Below are 17,999 nucleotides of genomic sequence, written 5' to 3' on the forward strand. Positions count from 1 at the left end.
CCCCCTTGCGGGGGAGGGGCAGGGAGAGGGGTGCCGCACGGGGATTCTTTCCGTCGCGCACCGAGCGGTGCATCGTCGGCAACAAGCACCTTTTCCTGGGCTGCCCCTCTCCCCAACCCTCCCCCGCAAGGGGGGAGGGAGCGCACCTTTTTCGTGGCGCTAGTCGGGGCTAGCCTACAGCCGGTCCACCGCCCTGAACGTCCCGTCCTTCTGGATCACGGTCAAGAACACCTTCAGCGGCGCGTCGGTCATGCGCGCGCCGACGGTGACGATGCTGCCGCTGATGTCGAAGCGGCCGACGTCGTTGATGGCGCGCAGGAGGCTCGCGCGGGTCGGCTGCGGCCCGGCCTTCTCCAGCGCCGCGGCCGCGAGGCGGCCGGAGAGATAGCCTTCGAGCGAGACGAAGTCCGGTGTCAGCGTCGGGTCGAACGCGTTCTGCGCCGCCTGGTAGTCGGCGACGAGCTTTTGCGAGCGATCCCAGGGAAACGGCACGACCTGCGAGACGATGACGCCTTCGCCGTCGGGGCCGAGCTCTCGGGCGAGCGCATTGGCGCCGACGAAGGAGATGTTGACGAAGGTCGGATGGAAGCCGCTGCGATGCGCGAGCTTGATGAACTCCGCGCAAGGGCCGTAGGTCCCGACCATGACGACGGCTTCGGGCTCGGCGCGCTTGATCATGCGCCAGGCCGCGCCGACCGCGCGGGTGTTGCGCTCGAAGGTGCCTTCGGCGGCGAGCTCGAGGCCGCGCCTGGCGAGTGCGCGCTTCACGCCGGCGAGACCGTCGCGTCCGAAGGAATCGTCCTGATAGAAGATGCCGATGCGGGTGAAGTGGCGATCCTCGGTGAGGTGCTTGACCCAGGCCTCCGCTTCAGCGCCATAGCTTGCGCGAATGTTGACGACGTTCGCAAGCTCGAGGTCGCGCAGGAATTCAGCGCCGGTGAAGGGGCCGATGAAGGGGATGTTCCTGGTGCTGGTGATCGGTATCGTCGCCATCGCGGTCGGCGTGCCCACCGCGCCGATCAGCGCGAACACCTTGTCGTCCTCGATCAGCCGCAGCGTCTGCGCCACCGAGCGGTCGGGATCGTAGCCGTCGTCGCGGCTGATGAGCTGGAGCCTGCGGCCGTGGACGCCGCCCTTTTCGTTGATCTCGGTGAATGCCGCGACGATGCCTTGCCGCATCCGCTGTCCGAGCGCGGAGGAGGGGCCTTCGAGCGCGGCGGCCTGGCCGAACAGGATTGTATCGTCGCTGACGCCGACCTCGTCGCCTTTCGCTGCAGGATTGGCCGCGGCGAGTAGCGCGACGGCCAAAGCGACGCAGGCCGCTGATCGCGATCGTGTCATGAGGATGCTTGCCGGATAAGGGAATACCTGCCGGAAACGATAGTCCCGTCGTCCTGAACAGCTCGCTAACCCCTGATGTAACGGTGCTCCGTAGGACTCCGGGGAAAAGCGGCAAATTGCTCGCACAATGGGCCCTGCTTGCAGGCCAATCGTTAACTAAGCCACGCAATGCGCGACGACCCGGTTTCGAAATTGTGCGGTTCTTAACCGCGATCCTGGTCCGATAGCAGTTCCGGCAGCTCAACCAGAAGTGGGTTGCCGCGACGAGGGGACTTGCGGATCAAGATGGGCGGTCGGGGGCGGAACGATCAGGATAGAGAACGTATGACCGGATGGTGGCGCGCCGCGCCGCTGCTCGGACTCTATCGCCCTGCGCTCGTCGCAATCGGCGTCGGTCTTCTGTTTTCGCTCGTCGGCGCCGCCGCCGTGGCGCGATGGGAAAATCGCGTCAACAAGATCGAGTTCGAGAACGCCGCTGAAACCGAAGCCATCGTCATGCAGAACGGCATGAGCGAGTACATCTCCAGGCTCGTCGCGCTGCGTACGCTGTTCGAATCGACCAACGAGGAAATCACCCGCAGCGAATTCGAGACCTTCAGCTCCCGGCTGTTCGAACGTCATCCCGGCATGCTACGCATCTCCTGGCTGCCGCGCGTCAACCGCAAAGAGCGCGCCGAATACGAGGCCGCCGCGGCCACGGACGGCGTGTCCGGCTATCGCATCAAGTCGCTCCAGGGCGAGACCTTCGCGACCGCGCCGCAAGCCGATGAATATTTCCCGGTGTTCTACTCGACCCAGCCGAAGACGTCGTCGGTCTACGGCATGGATTACGCGACCGTTCCAGAGCGCCGCGCAGCCCTCGAGCGCGCGCGCGACAACGACCGCGTCGCCGCCATTCGCACGCGCCTCTACGAACCGAAGGAGGGCGGCCGGCAGCCCGACGTGCTCGTTGCCATTCCCGTCTACGCCAAGGGAACCTCGCGCGAGGCGGTGGCGGACCGGCGCCGCAATCTGGCGGGCTTCGTCGTCGGCGTCTTCGACCTGCCGCTGCTGATCCAGTCCATTCGCGTGACCACGGGAGCAAGCCCCGCGGTCAGCGTGAACGTCTATCCGCCCTTCACGGGACAGATCGTCAGCCTGGAACAGACCCTGCCGGACTATTCGTCGGCCGCCACGTCGCCGCAGTCGATGCGGGACGTCGCCCGGGCGCTGCACTGGTCGGGCAGCCTCAAGATCGGGGATACCGACTGGCAGGTGCGCGCCATGCCGACGGCCGGCGGTTCGCTGGAGACGGCCTACGACCGCGCGGTTGCGGTCATCGTCGTCGGCATGCTGCTGACGCTGTCGCTCGCGACCTATCTGATGCTCGCAAGCCGCAACTCGCGGCGGCTCTCGCTGGCGAACCGGCGGGTGCTGGAACTCGCCCAGACCGACATCCTGACCGGGCTGCCGAACCGCGCCTTCTTCCTGACCCGGCTCGACATGATGAACAGCCAGTTGAGCGTGCGGGGCCTGCCGTTCGCGATCCTGATGCTCGATCTCGACCGCTTCAAGAACGTCAACGACTCGCTCGGCCACGGTGCGGGCGATGTGCTGCTGCGCCAGGTGGCGCTGCGGCTGAGATCTGCGCTGCGCGCCACCGACGTGCTGGCGCGGCTCGGCGGCGACGAGTTCGCCATCATCCAGGAGGCTTGCGACGATCAGCGGACTTGCGCGACCGAGCTCGCCGCGCGGATCGCGAAGCTGGTCGCCGAACCGTTCCTGCTGCCCGGCCATCGCGTCGAGATCGGCACCAGCATCGGCATCGCGATCGCACCGGACCACGGCAGCGACCAGGAGCAGCTGCTGAAGAAGGCGGACCTCGCGCTCTACCGCTCGAAATCGGCCGGCCGCAACTGCTTCACCATCTACGACGAGGCGATGTCGGCCGAGCTCGAGGCTCGCAATACGCTGGAAGGCGATTTGCGCGATGCCATCGCGCAGTGCCAGCTCGAAGTGCACTATCAGCCCTTTATGGACGTCGCCAGCGGTTGCCGTCGCGGCTTTGAGGCGCTGGTGCGCTGGCGGCATCCGAGCCGCGGCCTGATCCCGCCGGACCAGTTCATCGGGCTTGCCGAGGAAACCGGGCTGATCGTGCCGCTCGGCGAATTCGTGCTTCGGCGCGCCTGTGCGGACGCCGCCGCCTGGCCGTGCGATCTCATGGTTGCCGTGAATCTGTCGCCGATCCAGTTCAAGGAAGCCGAGCTGTTCGAGACGATCTGCGCGGCGCTGGCAGATTCCGGCCTGGCGCCGCAGCGGCTGGAGATCGAGATCACCGAATCCGTGCTGCTGGAACGCGGCGTCGAGAACCTTGCCTTCATGGAGCGGCTAAAGCACATCGGCATCGAGCTCGCGCTCGACGATTTCGGCACCGGCTATTCGTCGCTGAGCTATCTGACCACGTTCCCGTTCGACAAGATCAAGATCGACAAGTCCTTCATCCGCAACCTCACGCATCAGCCGCGCAGCTCCGCGATCATCGCCTCGATCGTGACGCTCGCACGCGGCCTCGACATGTCGGTCACCGCCGAAGGCGTCGAGACAGCTGAGGAGTTCGAGCGGCTGACGGCGCTCGGCGTCAATTTTGCGCAAGGCTATCTGTTCGGACGCCCGCAGCCGGTCGACCAGATCGCATTCGACGAGACCGCTCAGCCTTCGCAGCGCAACGCGGCCTGAGCGCGCGGCCCAAAGGGGCATCTCGTGAAAATCGCTTGACCCAGACGGCCCTGGATGGTCGGTAGCACCATCTAGGGATGAAATAAGCACAACATGCGGCTTCCGTTCTTCTACGGCTGGGTCGTGGTCGCGGTGACCTTCGTGACCATGGCGATCGGCGTCAACGCACGCACCGCGTTTTCGCTGTTCTTTCCTCCCATCATCTCCGAATTCGGCTGGGAACGCGGCGTCACTGCCGGCGCGTTCTCCTTCGGCTTCGTCGTGTCGGGCATCGTCAGCCCGCTGATCGGCCGCCTGATGGATCGCGCCGGCCCGCGCGCGGTGATGGAACTCGGTGTCGTGCTGATGGGCGGCGGCCTGCTGCTCGCGCCACTCACCAGCACGCCCTGGCATCTCTACGTGACCATCGGCGTCATGGTCGGCGCCGGCTCGGTGTGTCTCGGCTATTCCGGCCAGTCGCTGTTCCTGCCGAACTGGTTCATCCGCAAGCGCGGCTTCGCCATCGGCATTGCCTTTGCCGGCGTCGGCATCGGCTCGGTGACGCTGCTGCCCTGGGTGCAGCACATGATCGAAGAGACCGGCTGGCGCACCGCCTGTACCGCGATGGGGCTGCTCATCCTCGTCGTGCTGGCGCCGATCAATCTGTTCCTGCACAAGCGGCCCGAAGACATCGGCCTCCAGCCGGACGGCGATGCCACGCCGGCGGCGGGCGCGGCGACACCGGTGTCCAACATCGTCGATCCCGTCTGGGTCGGCACCGACTGGACGCTCAAGCGCGCGGTTGCGACCGCGCGCTTCTGGTGGATCGCGCTCGGCTATTTCAGCGGCCTGTACATCTGGTACGCGGTGCAGGTGCACCAGACCAAATTCCTGCTCGACATCGGCTTCAGCCCCGGTGTCGCGGTGTGGGCGCTCGGCATCGTCAGCCTGCTCGGCATTCCCGGCCAGATCCTGCTCGGCCACGTCTCCGACCGGATCGGGCGGGAATGGGTGTGGGCGATCAGCTGCGCAGGCTTTGCGATCTGCTTCGCGGCGCTGATGGCGCTGAAATTCCAGCCGTCGCTGTGGCTGGTCTATGTCATGGTGTTCGCGCAAGGCGCGCTCGGCTACGGCCTCACCTCGATCATGGGCGCGGTGGTGTTCGAGATCTTCCAGGGCAGGCACCAGGGCAGCATTTTTGGAACGATCATGCTGGCGGCCCTGGCCGGCGGCGCGGCGGGTCCCTGGCTCACGGGTTTCCTCTATGATCGCACCGGCGACTACACGCTCGCCTTCGCCATCGCCATGGTCGTGAGCGGACTGTCTGCGCTCTCGGTCTGGCAGGCCGCTCCACGCAAGGTGCGGGCGGTGGCCGGCCGGTTGCACAAGCTCAAGCCCACAAGCGCGGCCGAATAGGTTCCGATGCATCGGATTGCCTTCGCAGCTTTCGCGAGCCGTTAAGCATGTCGCGTCTTGGCCGGACGCGACCCGGTTGCAAAAACGTCTTGGACACCATCGCGGCGCTAGCCTCGGCCCCCCTTGCCATCTTCCCGATGCATCCGGGTCCAACGATGTCTGCCGCCGATTGTCCCATGACAGAAATTCCGGACGTGCTGCTGGCTGCGCTCGAATGTGCCGACGGCGGTATCGTCATCGTCGACAGCGCGCGTCGCATCACGCATTTCAATGCCGGTGCAGAGCGGATCTGGAAACTCGCGCGCGCCGAGGTGCTCGGCTGCGACGCCGAACTTCTCACGCTCAAATGCCTTCGGGCCGATCCGGTCGCGGAGTTCCGCGACGAGATCAGCCTCGTGCGGCGCGACGGCACCCGGATCCGGGCGGCCATCTCGCTTTCATCCGTCACGCGTGGCGGCGCCACCCATCACGTCGTGTTCGCGCGTGACGTCACCGCGGAGGCCGAGCGCCGCGTCAGAATCGGGCTTCTCCACGCCGTCTCCGACCAGACCAACCGCGCGGTGCTCATCACCGACACGGACCAGAACATCGTCTACGTCAATTCCACCTTCGGGACGCTGTTTGGCTACACCAGCGAGGAGGCCGAGGGCCGCCGCGCCGGCGCGCTGATCGCCGGCCGCCACACCGATCGGAAGGCCGTCGCGAAGCTCGTCAAGCGCCTGATGACCGGCGGCCGCCGCGGCGAAATCGAGACGCTGGTCTACAACAAGGGCGGCGAGGAGATCTGGGTCTGCGCCCGTATCGACGTCTTCCGCGACAAGAAGGGCCGTGCCAGGCACATCTTCGCGCTGCTCGAGGACATCACCGAGACCAGGCAGCTGCGCTCGCTCCAGCAGCTCATCATGAGTGCGCTGGCCGACGAGGTTCCGATCACCGATATCGCCGACAGGCTGTGCCGAAGGGTCGAGGAGATCGCGCCTGACGTGGTTTGCTCGTTGCTTCACGTCGATGCCGCAGGCCTCGTCCATCCGCTCGGCGGGCCCAGCCTGCCCGAGGACTATTCGCGTGCGCTGGACGGCATCGCGATCGGTCCGAATGTCGGATCCTGCGGCACCGCGGCCTTCTACGGTGAACCGGTGCTGGCCGAAGATCTCGACACCGATCCGCGCTGGCAGCCCTACAAGACGCGTCCGCTCGAAGTGGGCCTGCGCGCCTGCTGGTCGACACCGATCAAGGCCAAGGACGGCCGGGTCATCGCCACCTTCGCCTTCTATTTCCGTGAAACGCGCGCGCCGAGCAACTGGCACCGCCGCATCGTCAACGCCTGCGTCGACCTCGGCGCCTTCGCGATCGAGCGCAAGGAAGCTCGCGCCGAGATCGCGCGGCTCGCCTATCACGACATTCTCACCGGGCTGCCGAACCGCGCGCAACTGCGGCACCTGATCACCACGGCCATCGATGCCTGCCCGACCGGCAGCCACGTCGCGCTGGCCTTCCTCGACGTCGATCATTTCAAGGACGTCAACGACACGTTCGGCCACGCTGCCGGCGATGAGCTGCTGATCCAGCTCGCGCAGCGCCTGCGCGAGCAGATCGGCCCTGAGGACATGCTGGGACGGCTCGGCGGCGACGAGTTCGTCATCCTGCTGCCGCAGCGCAATGCCGAGAGCGCCGAGCGCGTCGCGGCCGGGGTCGCGGAGGCGCTCGCCGCGCCGCTGCGGCTTGGCTCCAGGCAGCTGCAGATGTCGGCGAGCATCGGCATCAGCCTCTATCCCGACCATGCGACCGACATCGACACCTTGATGCAGCAGGCGGATGCGGCCATGTACATGGCCAAGCAGGCCGGCCGCTCCACCCATCGCATCTTCAGCGCCGAAATGAACGGGCTCACCGAGCAGCGCCTGGCGCTGATCGCCGCGCTGCGCCGCGCCATCGCCGAGGGCGCGCTGACCCTCAGCTACCAGCCGCAGATCCGCAGTTGCGACGGTGCCGTCCATGGCGTCGAGGCATTGGCGCGCTGGCATGATGCCGTGCTCGGCGACGTCTCGCCGGCGAAGTTCATCCCGCTCGCCGAGGAGTGCGGCCTGATCGAGCAGATCGGCCTGTGGTCGGTGCGTGAGGCCTGCCGGCAGATGGCGGACTGGCGCCGCGCCGGGCTCAACATTCCCAGCGTGTCGGTGAACCTGTCGCCGATCAATTTCCGCAACGTCACGCTGGCGGCGCGGCTCAAGGACACCCTCGCCGAATACGATCTGCCGCCGGATGCGCTGATGCTCGAGATCACCGAGGGCACGTTCATGCGGGACAGCGTCGCCGCGCTGGAGACGATGAACGCGATCCGCGCGCTCGGCGTCGGGCTTTCCGTGGACGATTTCGGCACCGGCTATTCCAGCCTCAGCCGGCTCGCGCATCTGCCGATCCGCGAGCTGAAGATCGACCGCAGTTTCATGCGCGACATCGAGAGAGACGCGGGCGCGCTCGCGGTTGCCACCGCCGTGGTGCGCGTCGGACAGGGCCTCGGCATGACCGTCGTCGCCGAAGGCGTCGAGACCGAAGGCCAGCGCAAGACGCTGGCCGAGCTCGGCTGCGACGTCGTCCAGGGCTTCCTCTACGCGCCCGCGCTGCCGCCGGTCGCATTCGAACGCTGGTTGATCGAGCACTGCGCCGAGCAGGCGAGGGCAATGCTGGGGCGGCTCGATGTTACGCCGGCCGGTCGCGACGTGGTGAAGCGGTCGGCATAGTCGGCTCCAGGGCGTTCGCGTACAATCCGGCAGTCATCCCTTTCAACGGGTAGCCCCAGCCCCAGCCCCAGCTGATGATCGGCTGGTCGGATTTTTGTTTCTGGATATTTCCAATTGCCGATCGGCAATATCGAGCAACCGGCGCGGCGCCCTGCCAAATGCTCCGCGCCAGCTCCCGTTCCTACCACCGCGCAACCGGGCAAATCCAACTGCCAGGGCGAACTCAGGACTGGATGGGACTCGGGGCAACGTCACCTCGGGTCCGCCAAAAGCACGGAAAGCCACCATGACCTCGATTTCTGCGCTCTCCTCCAATCACCACCGCTCATCACCGTTGCAACAATTACAAGACGAGCTGCAAGCGGAAGTCAGTTCCGGCACGATCGATGCGTCGGATCAGTCGGCGCTGTCGGCCGCGCTCAGCAGCATCGGCTCCGCGTTGCAGTCAACCGGTGCAAGCGATCAATCCGGCGGCGGGACATCTTCGCCCGACGCCTTCGCGTCGAAGATTAATGGCCTCATCCAGCAGCAAGTGTCGGCCGGCAAGTTGACGGACGAGCAGGCCACCGAGCTGCAAGGAATTTTCAAGGCGGCGCTCTCGCATGGACCGCACGGAGCGGGTGGACCGCCGCCGGACGGGCCACCGCCATCCGGTGAGCCTCCCTCGGTCAACGGCACGGACGACTCGTCAAGCGGCAATTCGACGGCGGAGCTGCTGCAACAGTTTCTCCAGCAGCTGAAAAGCTCGCTTGCGGACTCGACCTATAGCGCGACGAAAGCAGGCGATACGACCGATGCGAACGATCCGTCGTTGTCCGGCGTCCTGATCAACGATCGGATCTGATATCGGCAGCGCGCCGCGCTGACTCGATTCGCGCATCGAAACCAGGGCCCGCCATGAATGCGCGCCCTGGTCTCACGTTGGCTCAGCGAGCGATCAGTAGTCCCAGAAGACCGGCACCCAGCGGAAGGCGTCGCCGGCGACCGCCACATGGCCGACGGAGGGGAACGGCATGTGTGTTGCCACCAGCATCTCGCCGCTCGCGGCAATCTCTCGCAACAGACCGACCCGAACGCGCGCCGCCTCCTCGGGGTCGTGTTCGAAACCGTTGTGCCAGTCGGGTTGATCGAACCCGACGGCAAACACGGCGTCGCCGGCGAATGTCAGCCCGTCCCCGCCGGATGCCACGCGAACCACGCTGTGTCCGGGGGTGTGACCGCCGGTGCGACGAACGACGACGCCCGGCGCAACCTCGTGCTGCTCATCGAACTGCCGCAGCTGACTTCCGTACTCCTTGACGAACCGCTTAGCGGTCGCCCGAAGCGCGTCCGGGAAGCCCGGCGGCATGGCGGTGTGGGAGAAATCGGGCGCCTCCCAGAATTTGACCTCGGCGGCCGCCACGTGGATCCGCAGGTCTTTGCGCAGCCGCTCCTTCACCCCGTCGACGAGCAGTCCGCCAATGTGATCCATGTGCAAGTGGGTCAGCACCAGATCGGTCACGGACGAAAGATCGATGCCGGCGGCTTCCAGTCGCTTGATCAACTGGCCGGCGCGCGGCAAGTGCAGATCCGGGTCTGACCCCAGTCCAGCATCGATCAGGATGGTCTTGTCGCCGCTGCGGACCACGACCGCATTCAGCGCCCAGTCGAAAGCGTCCTGCGGGAGGAACATGTCGTGCAGCCAGGTCGCCCGGACGGCCGGGTCGGCATTGTGCGCCAGCATCGTGGTTGGCAGCGGCAGCACGCCGTCGCTGACCACCAGCACGTCGATTTCGCCGACCTTCAGCGCGTAGCGCGATGGAACGAGCTCTTCCGGCTTCGATGTCGCGGGGTATGAGGTGTTGTGCAGGTTCATGTTGGTCTCCTGTTTCAAGGTAGGGCTCCCGGCTGGTCTTGGTTGAGCAGGCCGCGCAGCCAGGGAGGTGCGGCCGTGATCGTTTCGTGCTTCTAGAGGCTCGTCACACGCTCCGGATCGGCCGACGCGAGCGCTGCGGCACGCTCGGCACGGGGCGGGTAGATCCAGACCGTGTTGATCTCCTGCTTGGTCTTCTTGGCGACGTCGCCGACCATCTCGACCTTGCGCTCCCAGCCGCGCGTGAACAGCGCGCCGGCTTCGCCGAGATCAAGGCACGTGACGTAGGCCTTCTGGTGATACGGCCTGGTCGGGACGCGCAGGAGTTCGGCGGCCGCGTTGTTGCCGGCAAAGGCGCCCATCCGCGTGGCGTGCTGGCACGACATCAGCGCGTAATTGCCCTCGTCGTCGCATGCGGCCCGCGCGGCATCGCCGGTGGCGAAGACGCCGGCGATGCCGGGCACGCGCAGATCGCGGTCCACCAGCAGCCGGCCGAAATTGTCGCGCTCGGCGGGAATCTGCGCTGTCAGGGGCGCGGCGCGAATGCCGGCTGCCCAGACCACCGTCTCGGTTTCGATGTGTTCGCCGGTCGACAGCGTCACGCCGGATTTGTCGAGCGAGGCAACGCCGGTGCCGAGCCTTGTCTCCACGCCGAGCTTGCGCAGCGCCTGCTCGATGACCGGGCGGGAGCCTTCGCCCATGTCGGGAGCGATTGCGCCGTTACGCTCGACGATGATCACGCGCGTCCTGGCGTTTTGTCCGAAGATGGCGCGCAGGCGTGCGGGCAGCTCGGTCGCCGCCTCGATGCCGGTGAAGCCGCCGCCGGCGACCACGACCGTGTCGCGTCCATTGACGGCCGGCCGGTCGGCGAGGCCATGCAGATGCTTGTCGAGAGCAACCGCGTCGTCGAGCGAGTCGACGCTGAAGCCGTGCTCGGCGAGGCCGGGAATGTTGGGTCGGAAGAGGCGGCTGCCGGTGGCGATCACCAGGCGGTCGTAGGACAGGGTCTTGCGGGTGCCTTTGGGAGTCGAGATCTGAACCGTCAGCGCCTCGGTGTTGACGGTCTCGGCGCTCCCCTGGATGTAGTCGACGTCGATCGCCTTGAGGACACCGAGCAGCGGCGCCGTCAGGGTTTCCGGCTTCGGCTCATAGAGCCGAGGGCGGACCACCAGCGTCGGCTCCGGTGCGATGAGCGCGATCTCGAGCTCTTCCGGTGAGACCCCCTGAATGTCGCGCAGGCGGGCGGCGGAGAGGGCGGCGTACATGCCGGCGAAGCCGGCGCCAATGATGAGCAGTCGCATGTGGTTCACTCCTGGATTTGGTTCTGGGGTTGTTGGTTCGAAACGCGCGCCATCGCCGCCGCTCGATGCGAGCAGAGCCTGTTGCGAGCGATGATGACGCGAAGAGGTGAGACGGAGACCGCCGGGCCTTTACGGCGCGGTGCAGTTCGGCAGCGAGGACAGCAGCGCAGGGCCTTCACATCCTGCGCGGCAGCTTCGCGGGCCCGATGGCCAGCCGCGCAGGGCGACCGGCAGCGCAGGTTTGTTGGTCCAGCCCCGATCGATCAGGATCGACGTCGAGACCTTGGCGTCTTGTGCGATCTGTGGCGGCGCCTCATCGGCCGTCGGCGAGGTGAAACGCACGGTCAGTGAAAGCCCGTACATGAGCGCCGTCGAGACGGCCTTCCGCCGTGGCGCGATTGCAAGCCGTTTCCTGTCCATCGTTTGTCTCCGTCCCCATGATGTGACGTTGCGATGTTTAGCCAATCGGATCGTCGGCTGCGCCAGAGCGATTGCCGTCCCTGTCGAGAGATTGCTGCTAACCCACGCGCCTGCGCCAATCGCTCGGCGCCTAGCCGGTTAGCGGCGCGGAGGCCCGGCGTATTTCCCGAAGCGGCAATGCCTTGTCCGATCCTGCTGCAATCAGGCGCACGTTTTCAAAAACGCACGATTGGGGCGGGCGGCGAGTTGTCGGAGAATTCAACGCCGGTCGGATGACGGTCCGGTCGTGGACCTGATATCGGCGATCCAGGCTAGTTCGACGACAATCCGGTCCTGCGCCTCAAATCCGTGATCGCGCGCAGAAAACTGTCGGCCGGCGTTGTCTCCGGATCGATCAGGCGGTGCAGGCGAAAGCCGTCTTCCAGCGCCAGCACGACGGAGGCCATCCACGGCGGATTCAGCGTGTCGTTCCTGCCGTTGCTCTTCAACGTGGCCTCGACGATGTCGGCGACCAGCTTGCGGCGCGCGCGCAGCCGCTTGGCAAGCTCCGGGCGGCGCTTCTCGGCGCGCGCGACGAACAGGATCATCTCCATGTGCAGAAGGGGCGAGCGGCCGAGCGGGTCTTGCCGGCTGCGATCCATCGTCTTCAGCGCCGCGATGAAATCGTCGAGATTGTCGTGCTGCGCGAGGATGTCGAGGTTGCGCCGGATCGACTGCTCGACGTGATCCTCGAGCATGGCGATGATCAATTCGTCCTTGCTCTTGAAGTTGGAATAGAACGCGCCGCGGGTGAAGCCCGCGGCGGCCGCGATCGCCTCGATGCTGGCGCCGCCGATGCCGTCCGCCTCGAACACGCGCGCGGCCGCCTCGAACAGTTTGTCGCGTGTGTGGTCCCTGGTCGGCCTGGTTCTCAGCCTTGACATCGGCGCAGGTTAGGGCAGAATGCAACTCGATACAACAATGTATCGAGTTTATAATCTTGGGGATGGTTACGCCGCGCGCGCAAGGGGCTGCCGGCGTATTCGTGTCATGCGGCAACCGATTGAGGTCACCATGAACGAGCAAGTGCAACCCGCAGGCGGACCGCTGTTCAACCCGCTGTCGCCGGACTTCATCCGCGATCCCTATCCGCACTATGACCGGCTGCGCACGATCGAGCCGATCCATGTGACGCCGTTCGGCCAGTTCGTCACCAGCCGCCACGCCGATGTCAGCCTCGTGATGCGCGACAAGCGCTTCGGCAAGGATTTTGTCGAGCGCTCCAAGCGCCGCTATAGCCCTGCCATCATGGACGAGCCGGTGTTCCGCAGCATGAGCCACTGGATGCTGCAATCCGATCCGCCCGACCACACCCGCCTGCGCGGCCTCGTCGTGAAGGCCTTCACCGCCCGTCGCGTCGAGGACATGCGGCCGCGGATCCAGGCGATCGTCGACCAGGCCATCGATGCGGTGATCGAGCGCGGCCACATGGACCTGATCGAGGATTTCGCCTTCCGCCTGCCGGTCACCATCATCTGCGACATGCTCGGAATCCCCGAGGATCATCGCGAGACCTTCTACAACAGCTCGCGCGATGGCGGGCGGCTGCTTGACCCCGTGCCCCTCACGCCGGAAGAGATCGCGAAGGGCAACGCCGGCAACATGATGGCGCAGATGTATTTCCAGCAGCTGTTCGAGCTGCGCCGCCGCAATCCCGGCGACGATCTCACCACCCAGCTGGTGCAGGCCGAGGAAGACGGCCACAAGCTCACCAACGAGGAATTGACCGCCAACATCATCCTGCTGTTCGGCGCCGGCCACGAGACCACCGTCAATCTGATCGGAAACGGCCTGCTCGCGCTGCACCGCAATCCGGATCAGCTCGCGCTCCTGAAGGCGCGGCCCGAGTTGATGGTCAACGCGATCGAGGAATTCTTGCGCTACGATTCCTCGGTGCAGATGACCGGACGCGTGGCGCTGGAGGACATCGCGGATCTCGGCGGCAAGAGCATCCCAAAGGGCGAGACCGTGCTGTGCCTGCTCGGCTCGGCCAACCGCGATCCGGCGGTCTACCCTGATCGCCCCGACAGGCTCGACGTCACCAGGCCCAACGTCAAGCCGCTGTCGTTCGGCGGCGGCATCCATTTCTGCCTGGGCGCCCAATTGGCGCGCATCGAGGCCGAAATCGCCATCGCGACGCTGTTGCGGCGGCTGCCGGATCTGCGCATCGACGACGTCGAGAACCCGGAATGGCGCCCGACGTTCGTGCTGCGCGGCCTGAAACGCCTGCCGGCGAGCTGGTGACGGCCGCCAGCGTTAACCTCCGCGCGCAACAGTCGCTGTGACTTCGCCACACTTCCCCTTATATAAGGGGCTGTTCCGGCGCGCCTGAGGCCCTCAGGTTCGGCCCGGGCCGATTTGGCCGAGGGGAGACCCGTGCAGACGACGCTGCTCGGATTGGCGATTGCCTTCATCATTGCGCTGCTGACCGCGCTGATCGGGCCTTACTTCATCGACTGGAACCAGTTCAGGCCCCAGTTCGAGGCGGAGGCGGGCACGATCATGGGCGTGCCGGTGCGGGTGGCGGGCGAGCTGGATGCACGGCTGCTGCCGGCGCCGACGCTGCGGCTGCGCTCGGTGACCTTCGGCGGCAACAACGATCTCGGCCGCCTGCGCGCCGACAAGCTCGACGTCGAGTTCAGCCTGAGCTCGCTGATGCGCGGCGAATGGCGCGCCACCGAGCTGACCGTCAACGGCATGGCGGTGGATCTCGGCCTGGATGCCAAGGGCCGGGTCGATTTGCCGTCCACCGCGAGCGGCACCTTCAATCTGGCCTCGCTTGCGATCGAACGGCTGAACCTCACCGGCCGCATCGCCCTGCACGATGCCGCCAGCCGCTCGACGCTGGAATTGAACGACATCACCTTTTCGGGCGACGTGCGCTCGCTGGCCGGCTCGGTCCGCGGCGACGGCAGTTTCACCGCCACCGGGGTGCGCTATCCGTTCCGCGTCTCCTCCGGCCCGAGCGCCGACGGCAGCGCCACCCGTCTCCACCTCAACATCGATCCCGGCGAGCGCGCGATCTTGGCCGATCTCGAAGGCGTGCTCGCCTTCGACAACCGCCTGCCGAAATTCGACGGCGCACTGACGCTCGCTGTGCCCCCTGTCAAGAAGGCGGGCACGGCGGGGCCGACACCCTGGAAGCTCACGGCAAAGCTCAAGGCCGATCCGGCCGGCGCCAAATTCGAGCAGATCGACGCGAGCTTCGGCGCCGAGGACAATGCGCTCAAGTTTGGTGGTGTCGGCGATGTCAGGTTCGGCGCCTCGCCGCTGCTGCGCGCGGTGCTGTCGGCGCGCCAGGTCGATGCCGACAAGCTGGCGGGCAAGGACGATGCCGAGCCGCAGCGCGTCCTGCCGGCCCTGCGCGCGGGCCTTGCGGCGATCCCGCAGGCGCCGATACCGGCGCAGATCGAGTTCAACTCCGACCAGATCATGCTGGGCGGGCGTCCGCTCCAGAACATCACGGCGGAGCTTCAGACCGACGGAAGGTCCTGGACTTTCCAGCGGCTCGAGCTGCGCGCGCCCGGCATGACGCAGCTCTCGCTCAACGGCGCAACGCCTGGCGCCGACAGCTTTAGCGGCCGGCTCAGCGTCGAGTCGTCCGACCCCGATACGCTGGTGGCCTGGCTCCAGGGCCGCAGCGAGATCAACCGTCGCAGCACGCGGCCGCTGCGCCTTGCCGGCGACGTGACCATCGCAGCCAACCATCTCGCCGTCGACAGGCTGAAGGCCGAGATCGAGGGCGGCGCGGTGGAGGGCCGCATCGCCTTCGTCCAGACCGGCGCGAGCAAGGGCTCGCGGATCGACGCCGAGCTCAAGGCCGACCGTCTCGACCTCGATGCCGCCGCAAGCTTCGTGCGCGCGCTCGCGGGGCCGCAGGGCGAATGGCCGGAGGAAGCCAGGCTCGCGCTCGATGTCGGCCGCGCGATGTCGGCCGGACAGGAGCTGCGACCGTTCACGGCGAAACTCGGCTACGGCCCCGCGGCGCTGTCGCTGGAGCAGTTGCGGTTTGGTCAGGCGAGCGGCGTGACCACCGAAGCGAGCGGCAGCTTCGACCGCGTTCATGCCACCGGCAAGCTCGCGCTGAAATCCTCGGCCAATTCGCTGCGCGAGCTCACCGCGCTGCTCGAGCCGATCGCGCCTTCGGTGCGCGCACGGTTCGACGCCATCCCGTCATTGCCCGGCGCGACGCGGCTGAAGCTCGACCTCAGCCTCGACAAGAACGCCGACCATGCCGATCGCAACGACGCGCGCGCCGTGCTCGATCTCGATGCGCCGCAGCTCAAGGCTACCGCGACGCTGGCCGGGCAGACGCCGGTCGCGGCGGTCAACGGCATCGACATCGACCGCTTGCGCAACAGCGACTTCACGCTGGACTCGAAAATTTCGACGCCGAAGGCCGGCGCATTGCTGGCGCTGCTGGGCCTCGATCGCGTCGCCGCCGTGGGCGAGGGCCCTTCGCAGTTCGAGGGCCGGTTGAGCGGCGCCTGGCGCCGGCCGTTGCAATTGAACGCAAAGCTCAGTGGCGGCGGGCTGGATGCGGATGCGCAAGGCAGCATCGAATTGTCGGACCCCAATTCGTTCCAGCCGAAGGCCAGCGTGAATTTGCGCGTGCGCAATGCCAATCTGGCGCCGCTGTTCGGGACCAGCCCGGCGGACAAGTCAGTGCAGAGCGTCAACCTGTCCTCGCGCGTCGGCCTCTCCGGCAACCGCCTGACCTTCGACGATCTCGACAGCAGTGCGGCCGGCTCGCATCTGCGCGGGCATCTCGCGGTGACGCTCGATCAGGAGAAGAGCGTCGATGGTGAAATCGGCCTCGACGCGCTCGATCTTGCGCCCGCGTTCGCAATGGCCATCGGCGCCGCCGGACATGATGCCGGTGATCCCCTGAGTGCGGGGCTGCTCGGCGGCTGGCGCGGCCGCATCGCCTTCCAGGCCTTGCGCGGCACGTTGCCTGACGGCATCGAGCTGCGCCCGGTCGGCGGCACGATCCGGAGCGATGGCCAGTCGCTCGCGCTCGACGCGCTCAAGGGCGGTGTCGGCGGCGGTGAGATGTCGGCGAGTTTCGACGCGCGCAATGGCGCCAATGGCGTTGCGCTGAATGCACGTATCGAGCTGCGCAATGTCGATGCGGCGGCGCTGCGCTACCGCGATCTCGCATTGCCCAAGGGACGCGCCTCGGTGCAGATGGCCCTGACCAGCCAGGGCCGCAGCGTTGCGGCGTTGACCGGTGCGCTCGCCGGCAATGGCACGGTGACGCTCGAGGCCGCGGAAATCAGCGGCCTCAATCCGCGCGCCTTCGAGATCGCCATCCGCGCCAGCGACGGCGGCCAGGTTGCCGACGACAACAGGCTGCGGCAGCTCGTCGAACCCGCGCTGTTGGCAGGTCCGATCGCGGTCGCCTCGGCGCAGATCCCGTTCACGATCCGCGACGGGCGCCTGCGCGTCGGCGCGACACCGCTGGAAGCCAAGAACGCGCGGGCCATCGTCTCCGGCGGCTACGATATTCCCGCCGACCAGGCCGACATCCGCGCCAGCCTGACGCCGATCATGACCGGACTTTCGGGCGCGCCGCCGGAGATCCAGTTGTTCGCGGCGGGTCCCCCCGACAGGCTCAACCGCACCGTCGATCTCGCGCCGCTGTCGTCCTGGCTCGCGGTGCGCACGATCGATCGCGAGACGCGCCGGCTGGACGCGATCGAGCGTGGCGAGCCGCCGCCGGCGACTGCGGCGCTGCCGACGCTGGTCTCGCCCGATCCGGTGCCCGAGCCGTCGCTGACCGACGTGCCGTTGCCCGGCCGCGATCCGCGCCGCGCGCCGCCGAAGCCAAAGGCCGCGCCGACGCCGAAGGCGCCGCTGGCCGCCCCTGCAGCGCCAAGTCCTCCACTCACAAGCCCGCCGCTCGCGAGCCAGCAGATCGCCCCGCTGCCACCGCCGATCGAGGTGAGGCCGGCGCCGGGCCCGCCGCCCGCAAAACCCAAGCCGAAGCCACCGCTGGTGCTGACGCCGTCGAATCCGTGAACGCGGCAGCCTGTTCGGCAAGCGCTGGCCCTTGCCCGCCGGTAAACCCATTCCCGCGCATTTTAACGAATTTTGCTCGGCAAAACTGATCTGCCGACTTTACTGGATTCTCGCGTTTGATCTCTAGTGTCGGTTCCCAGAGGAATTCGGCGTCCTGCCAGCACAAGCAGGATG

At 66.8% G+C, this 17,999-nt stretch carries 11 protein-coding genes; 6 read left to right on the plus strand and 5 right to left on the minus strand.

The genetic code is table 11. The annotated features are described in order from the left end of the window. Window positions 1–174 precede the first annotated feature (174 nt). Complete coding sequence (locus tag AB7290_RS10145; RefSeq protein WP_085399751.1) at window positions 175–1,341, minus strand: ABC transporter substrate-binding protein; 1,167 nt, start codon at window positions 1,339–1,341, stop codon at window positions 175–177. Window positions 1,342–1,665: 324 nt separating this feature from the next. Here AB7290_RS10145 and AB7290_RS10150 point away from each other — a divergent pair, with 324 nt between their 5' ends. From AB7290_RS10150 to AB7290_RS10165, 4 genes are all read left to right on the plus strand, one after another. Next, on the plus strand, window positions 1,666–4,056 hold the full coding sequence (locus AB7290_RS10150; RefSeq protein WP_085399750.1) for a bifunctional diguanylate cyclase/phosphodiesterase: 2,391 nt from the start codon (window positions 1,666–1,668) through the stop codon (window positions 4,054–4,056). Window positions 4,057–4,149: 93 nt separating this feature from the next. Next, window positions 4,150–5,451 carry an MFS transporter gene (locus AB7290_RS10155; protein WP_085399749.1) on the plus strand — a complete coding sequence of 434 codons (1,302 nt, stop codon included), beginning with the start codon at window positions 4,150–4,152 and terminating at the stop codon, window positions 5,449–5,451. A 155-nt stretch (window positions 5,452–5,606) separates the two neighbouring features. Then, on the plus strand, window positions 5,607–8,192 hold the full coding sequence (locus AB7290_RS10160) for an EAL domain-containing protein (RefSeq protein ID WP_085399753.1): 2,586 nt from the start codon (window positions 5,607–5,609) through the stop codon (window positions 8,190–8,192). A 286-nt stretch (window positions 8,193–8,478) separates the two neighbouring features. Beyond that, window positions 8,479–9,036 carry a hypothetical protein gene (locus AB7290_RS10165; protein WP_085399748.1) on the plus strand — a complete coding sequence of 186 codons (558 nt, stop codon included), beginning with the start codon at window positions 8,479–8,481 and terminating at the stop codon, window positions 9,034–9,036. A gap of 93 nt (window positions 9,037–9,129) precedes the next feature. Here the strand turns inward: AB7290_RS10165 and AB7290_RS10170 are convergent, their stop codons facing one another. From AB7290_RS10170 to AB7290_RS10185, 4 genes are all read right to left on the minus strand, one after another. Next, entirely contained in the window at window positions 9,130–10,047 is a 918-nt protein-coding gene (locus AB7290_RS10170; RefSeq protein ID WP_041953298.1) for an MBL fold metallo-hydrolase, read from the minus strand. Window positions 10,048–10,139: 92 nt separating this feature from the next. Then, a complete protein-coding gene (locus tag AB7290_RS10175) occupies window positions 10,140–11,345 on the minus strand; it encodes an NAD(P)/FAD-dependent oxidoreductase (protein WP_135214118.1) in 1,206 nt (401 codons plus the stop codon). A 129-nt stretch (window positions 11,346–11,474) separates the two neighbouring features. Further along, a complete protein-coding gene (locus tag AB7290_RS10180) occupies window positions 11,475–11,765 on the minus strand; it encodes a hypothetical protein (protein WP_071910478.1) in 291 nt (96 codons plus the stop codon). 311 nt (window positions 11,766–12,076) lie between these two features. Beyond that, window positions 12,077–12,688 carry a TetR/AcrR family transcriptional regulator gene (locus tag AB7290_RS10185; RefSeq protein ID WP_085399746.1) on the minus strand — a complete coding sequence of 204 codons (612 nt, stop codon included), beginning with the start codon at window positions 12,686–12,688 and terminating at the stop codon, window positions 12,077–12,079. Between the two features lie 130 nt (window positions 12,689–12,818). On the opposite strand from AB7290_RS10185, the gene AB7290_RS10190 reads away from it, so the two are divergent. Then, entirely contained in the window at window positions 12,819–14,048 is a 1,230-nt protein-coding gene (locus tag AB7290_RS10190) for a cytochrome P450 (protein WP_085399745.1), read from the plus strand. 132 nt (window positions 14,049–14,180) lie between these two features. Next, complete coding sequence (locus AB7290_RS10195; RefSeq protein ID WP_135214119.1) at window positions 14,181–17,825, plus strand: AsmA family protein; 3,645 nt, start codon at window positions 14,181–14,183, stop codon at window positions 17,823–17,825. The last annotated feature ends 174 nt before the right edge of the window (window positions 17,826–17,999 follow it).

The sequence above is a fragment of the Bradyrhizobium sp. 613_E4_N2_2 genome (assembly GCF_052075995.1).
GTDB lineage: Bacteria > Pseudomonadota > Alphaproteobacteria > Rhizobiales > Xanthobacteraceae > Bradyrhizobium > Bradyrhizobium barranii.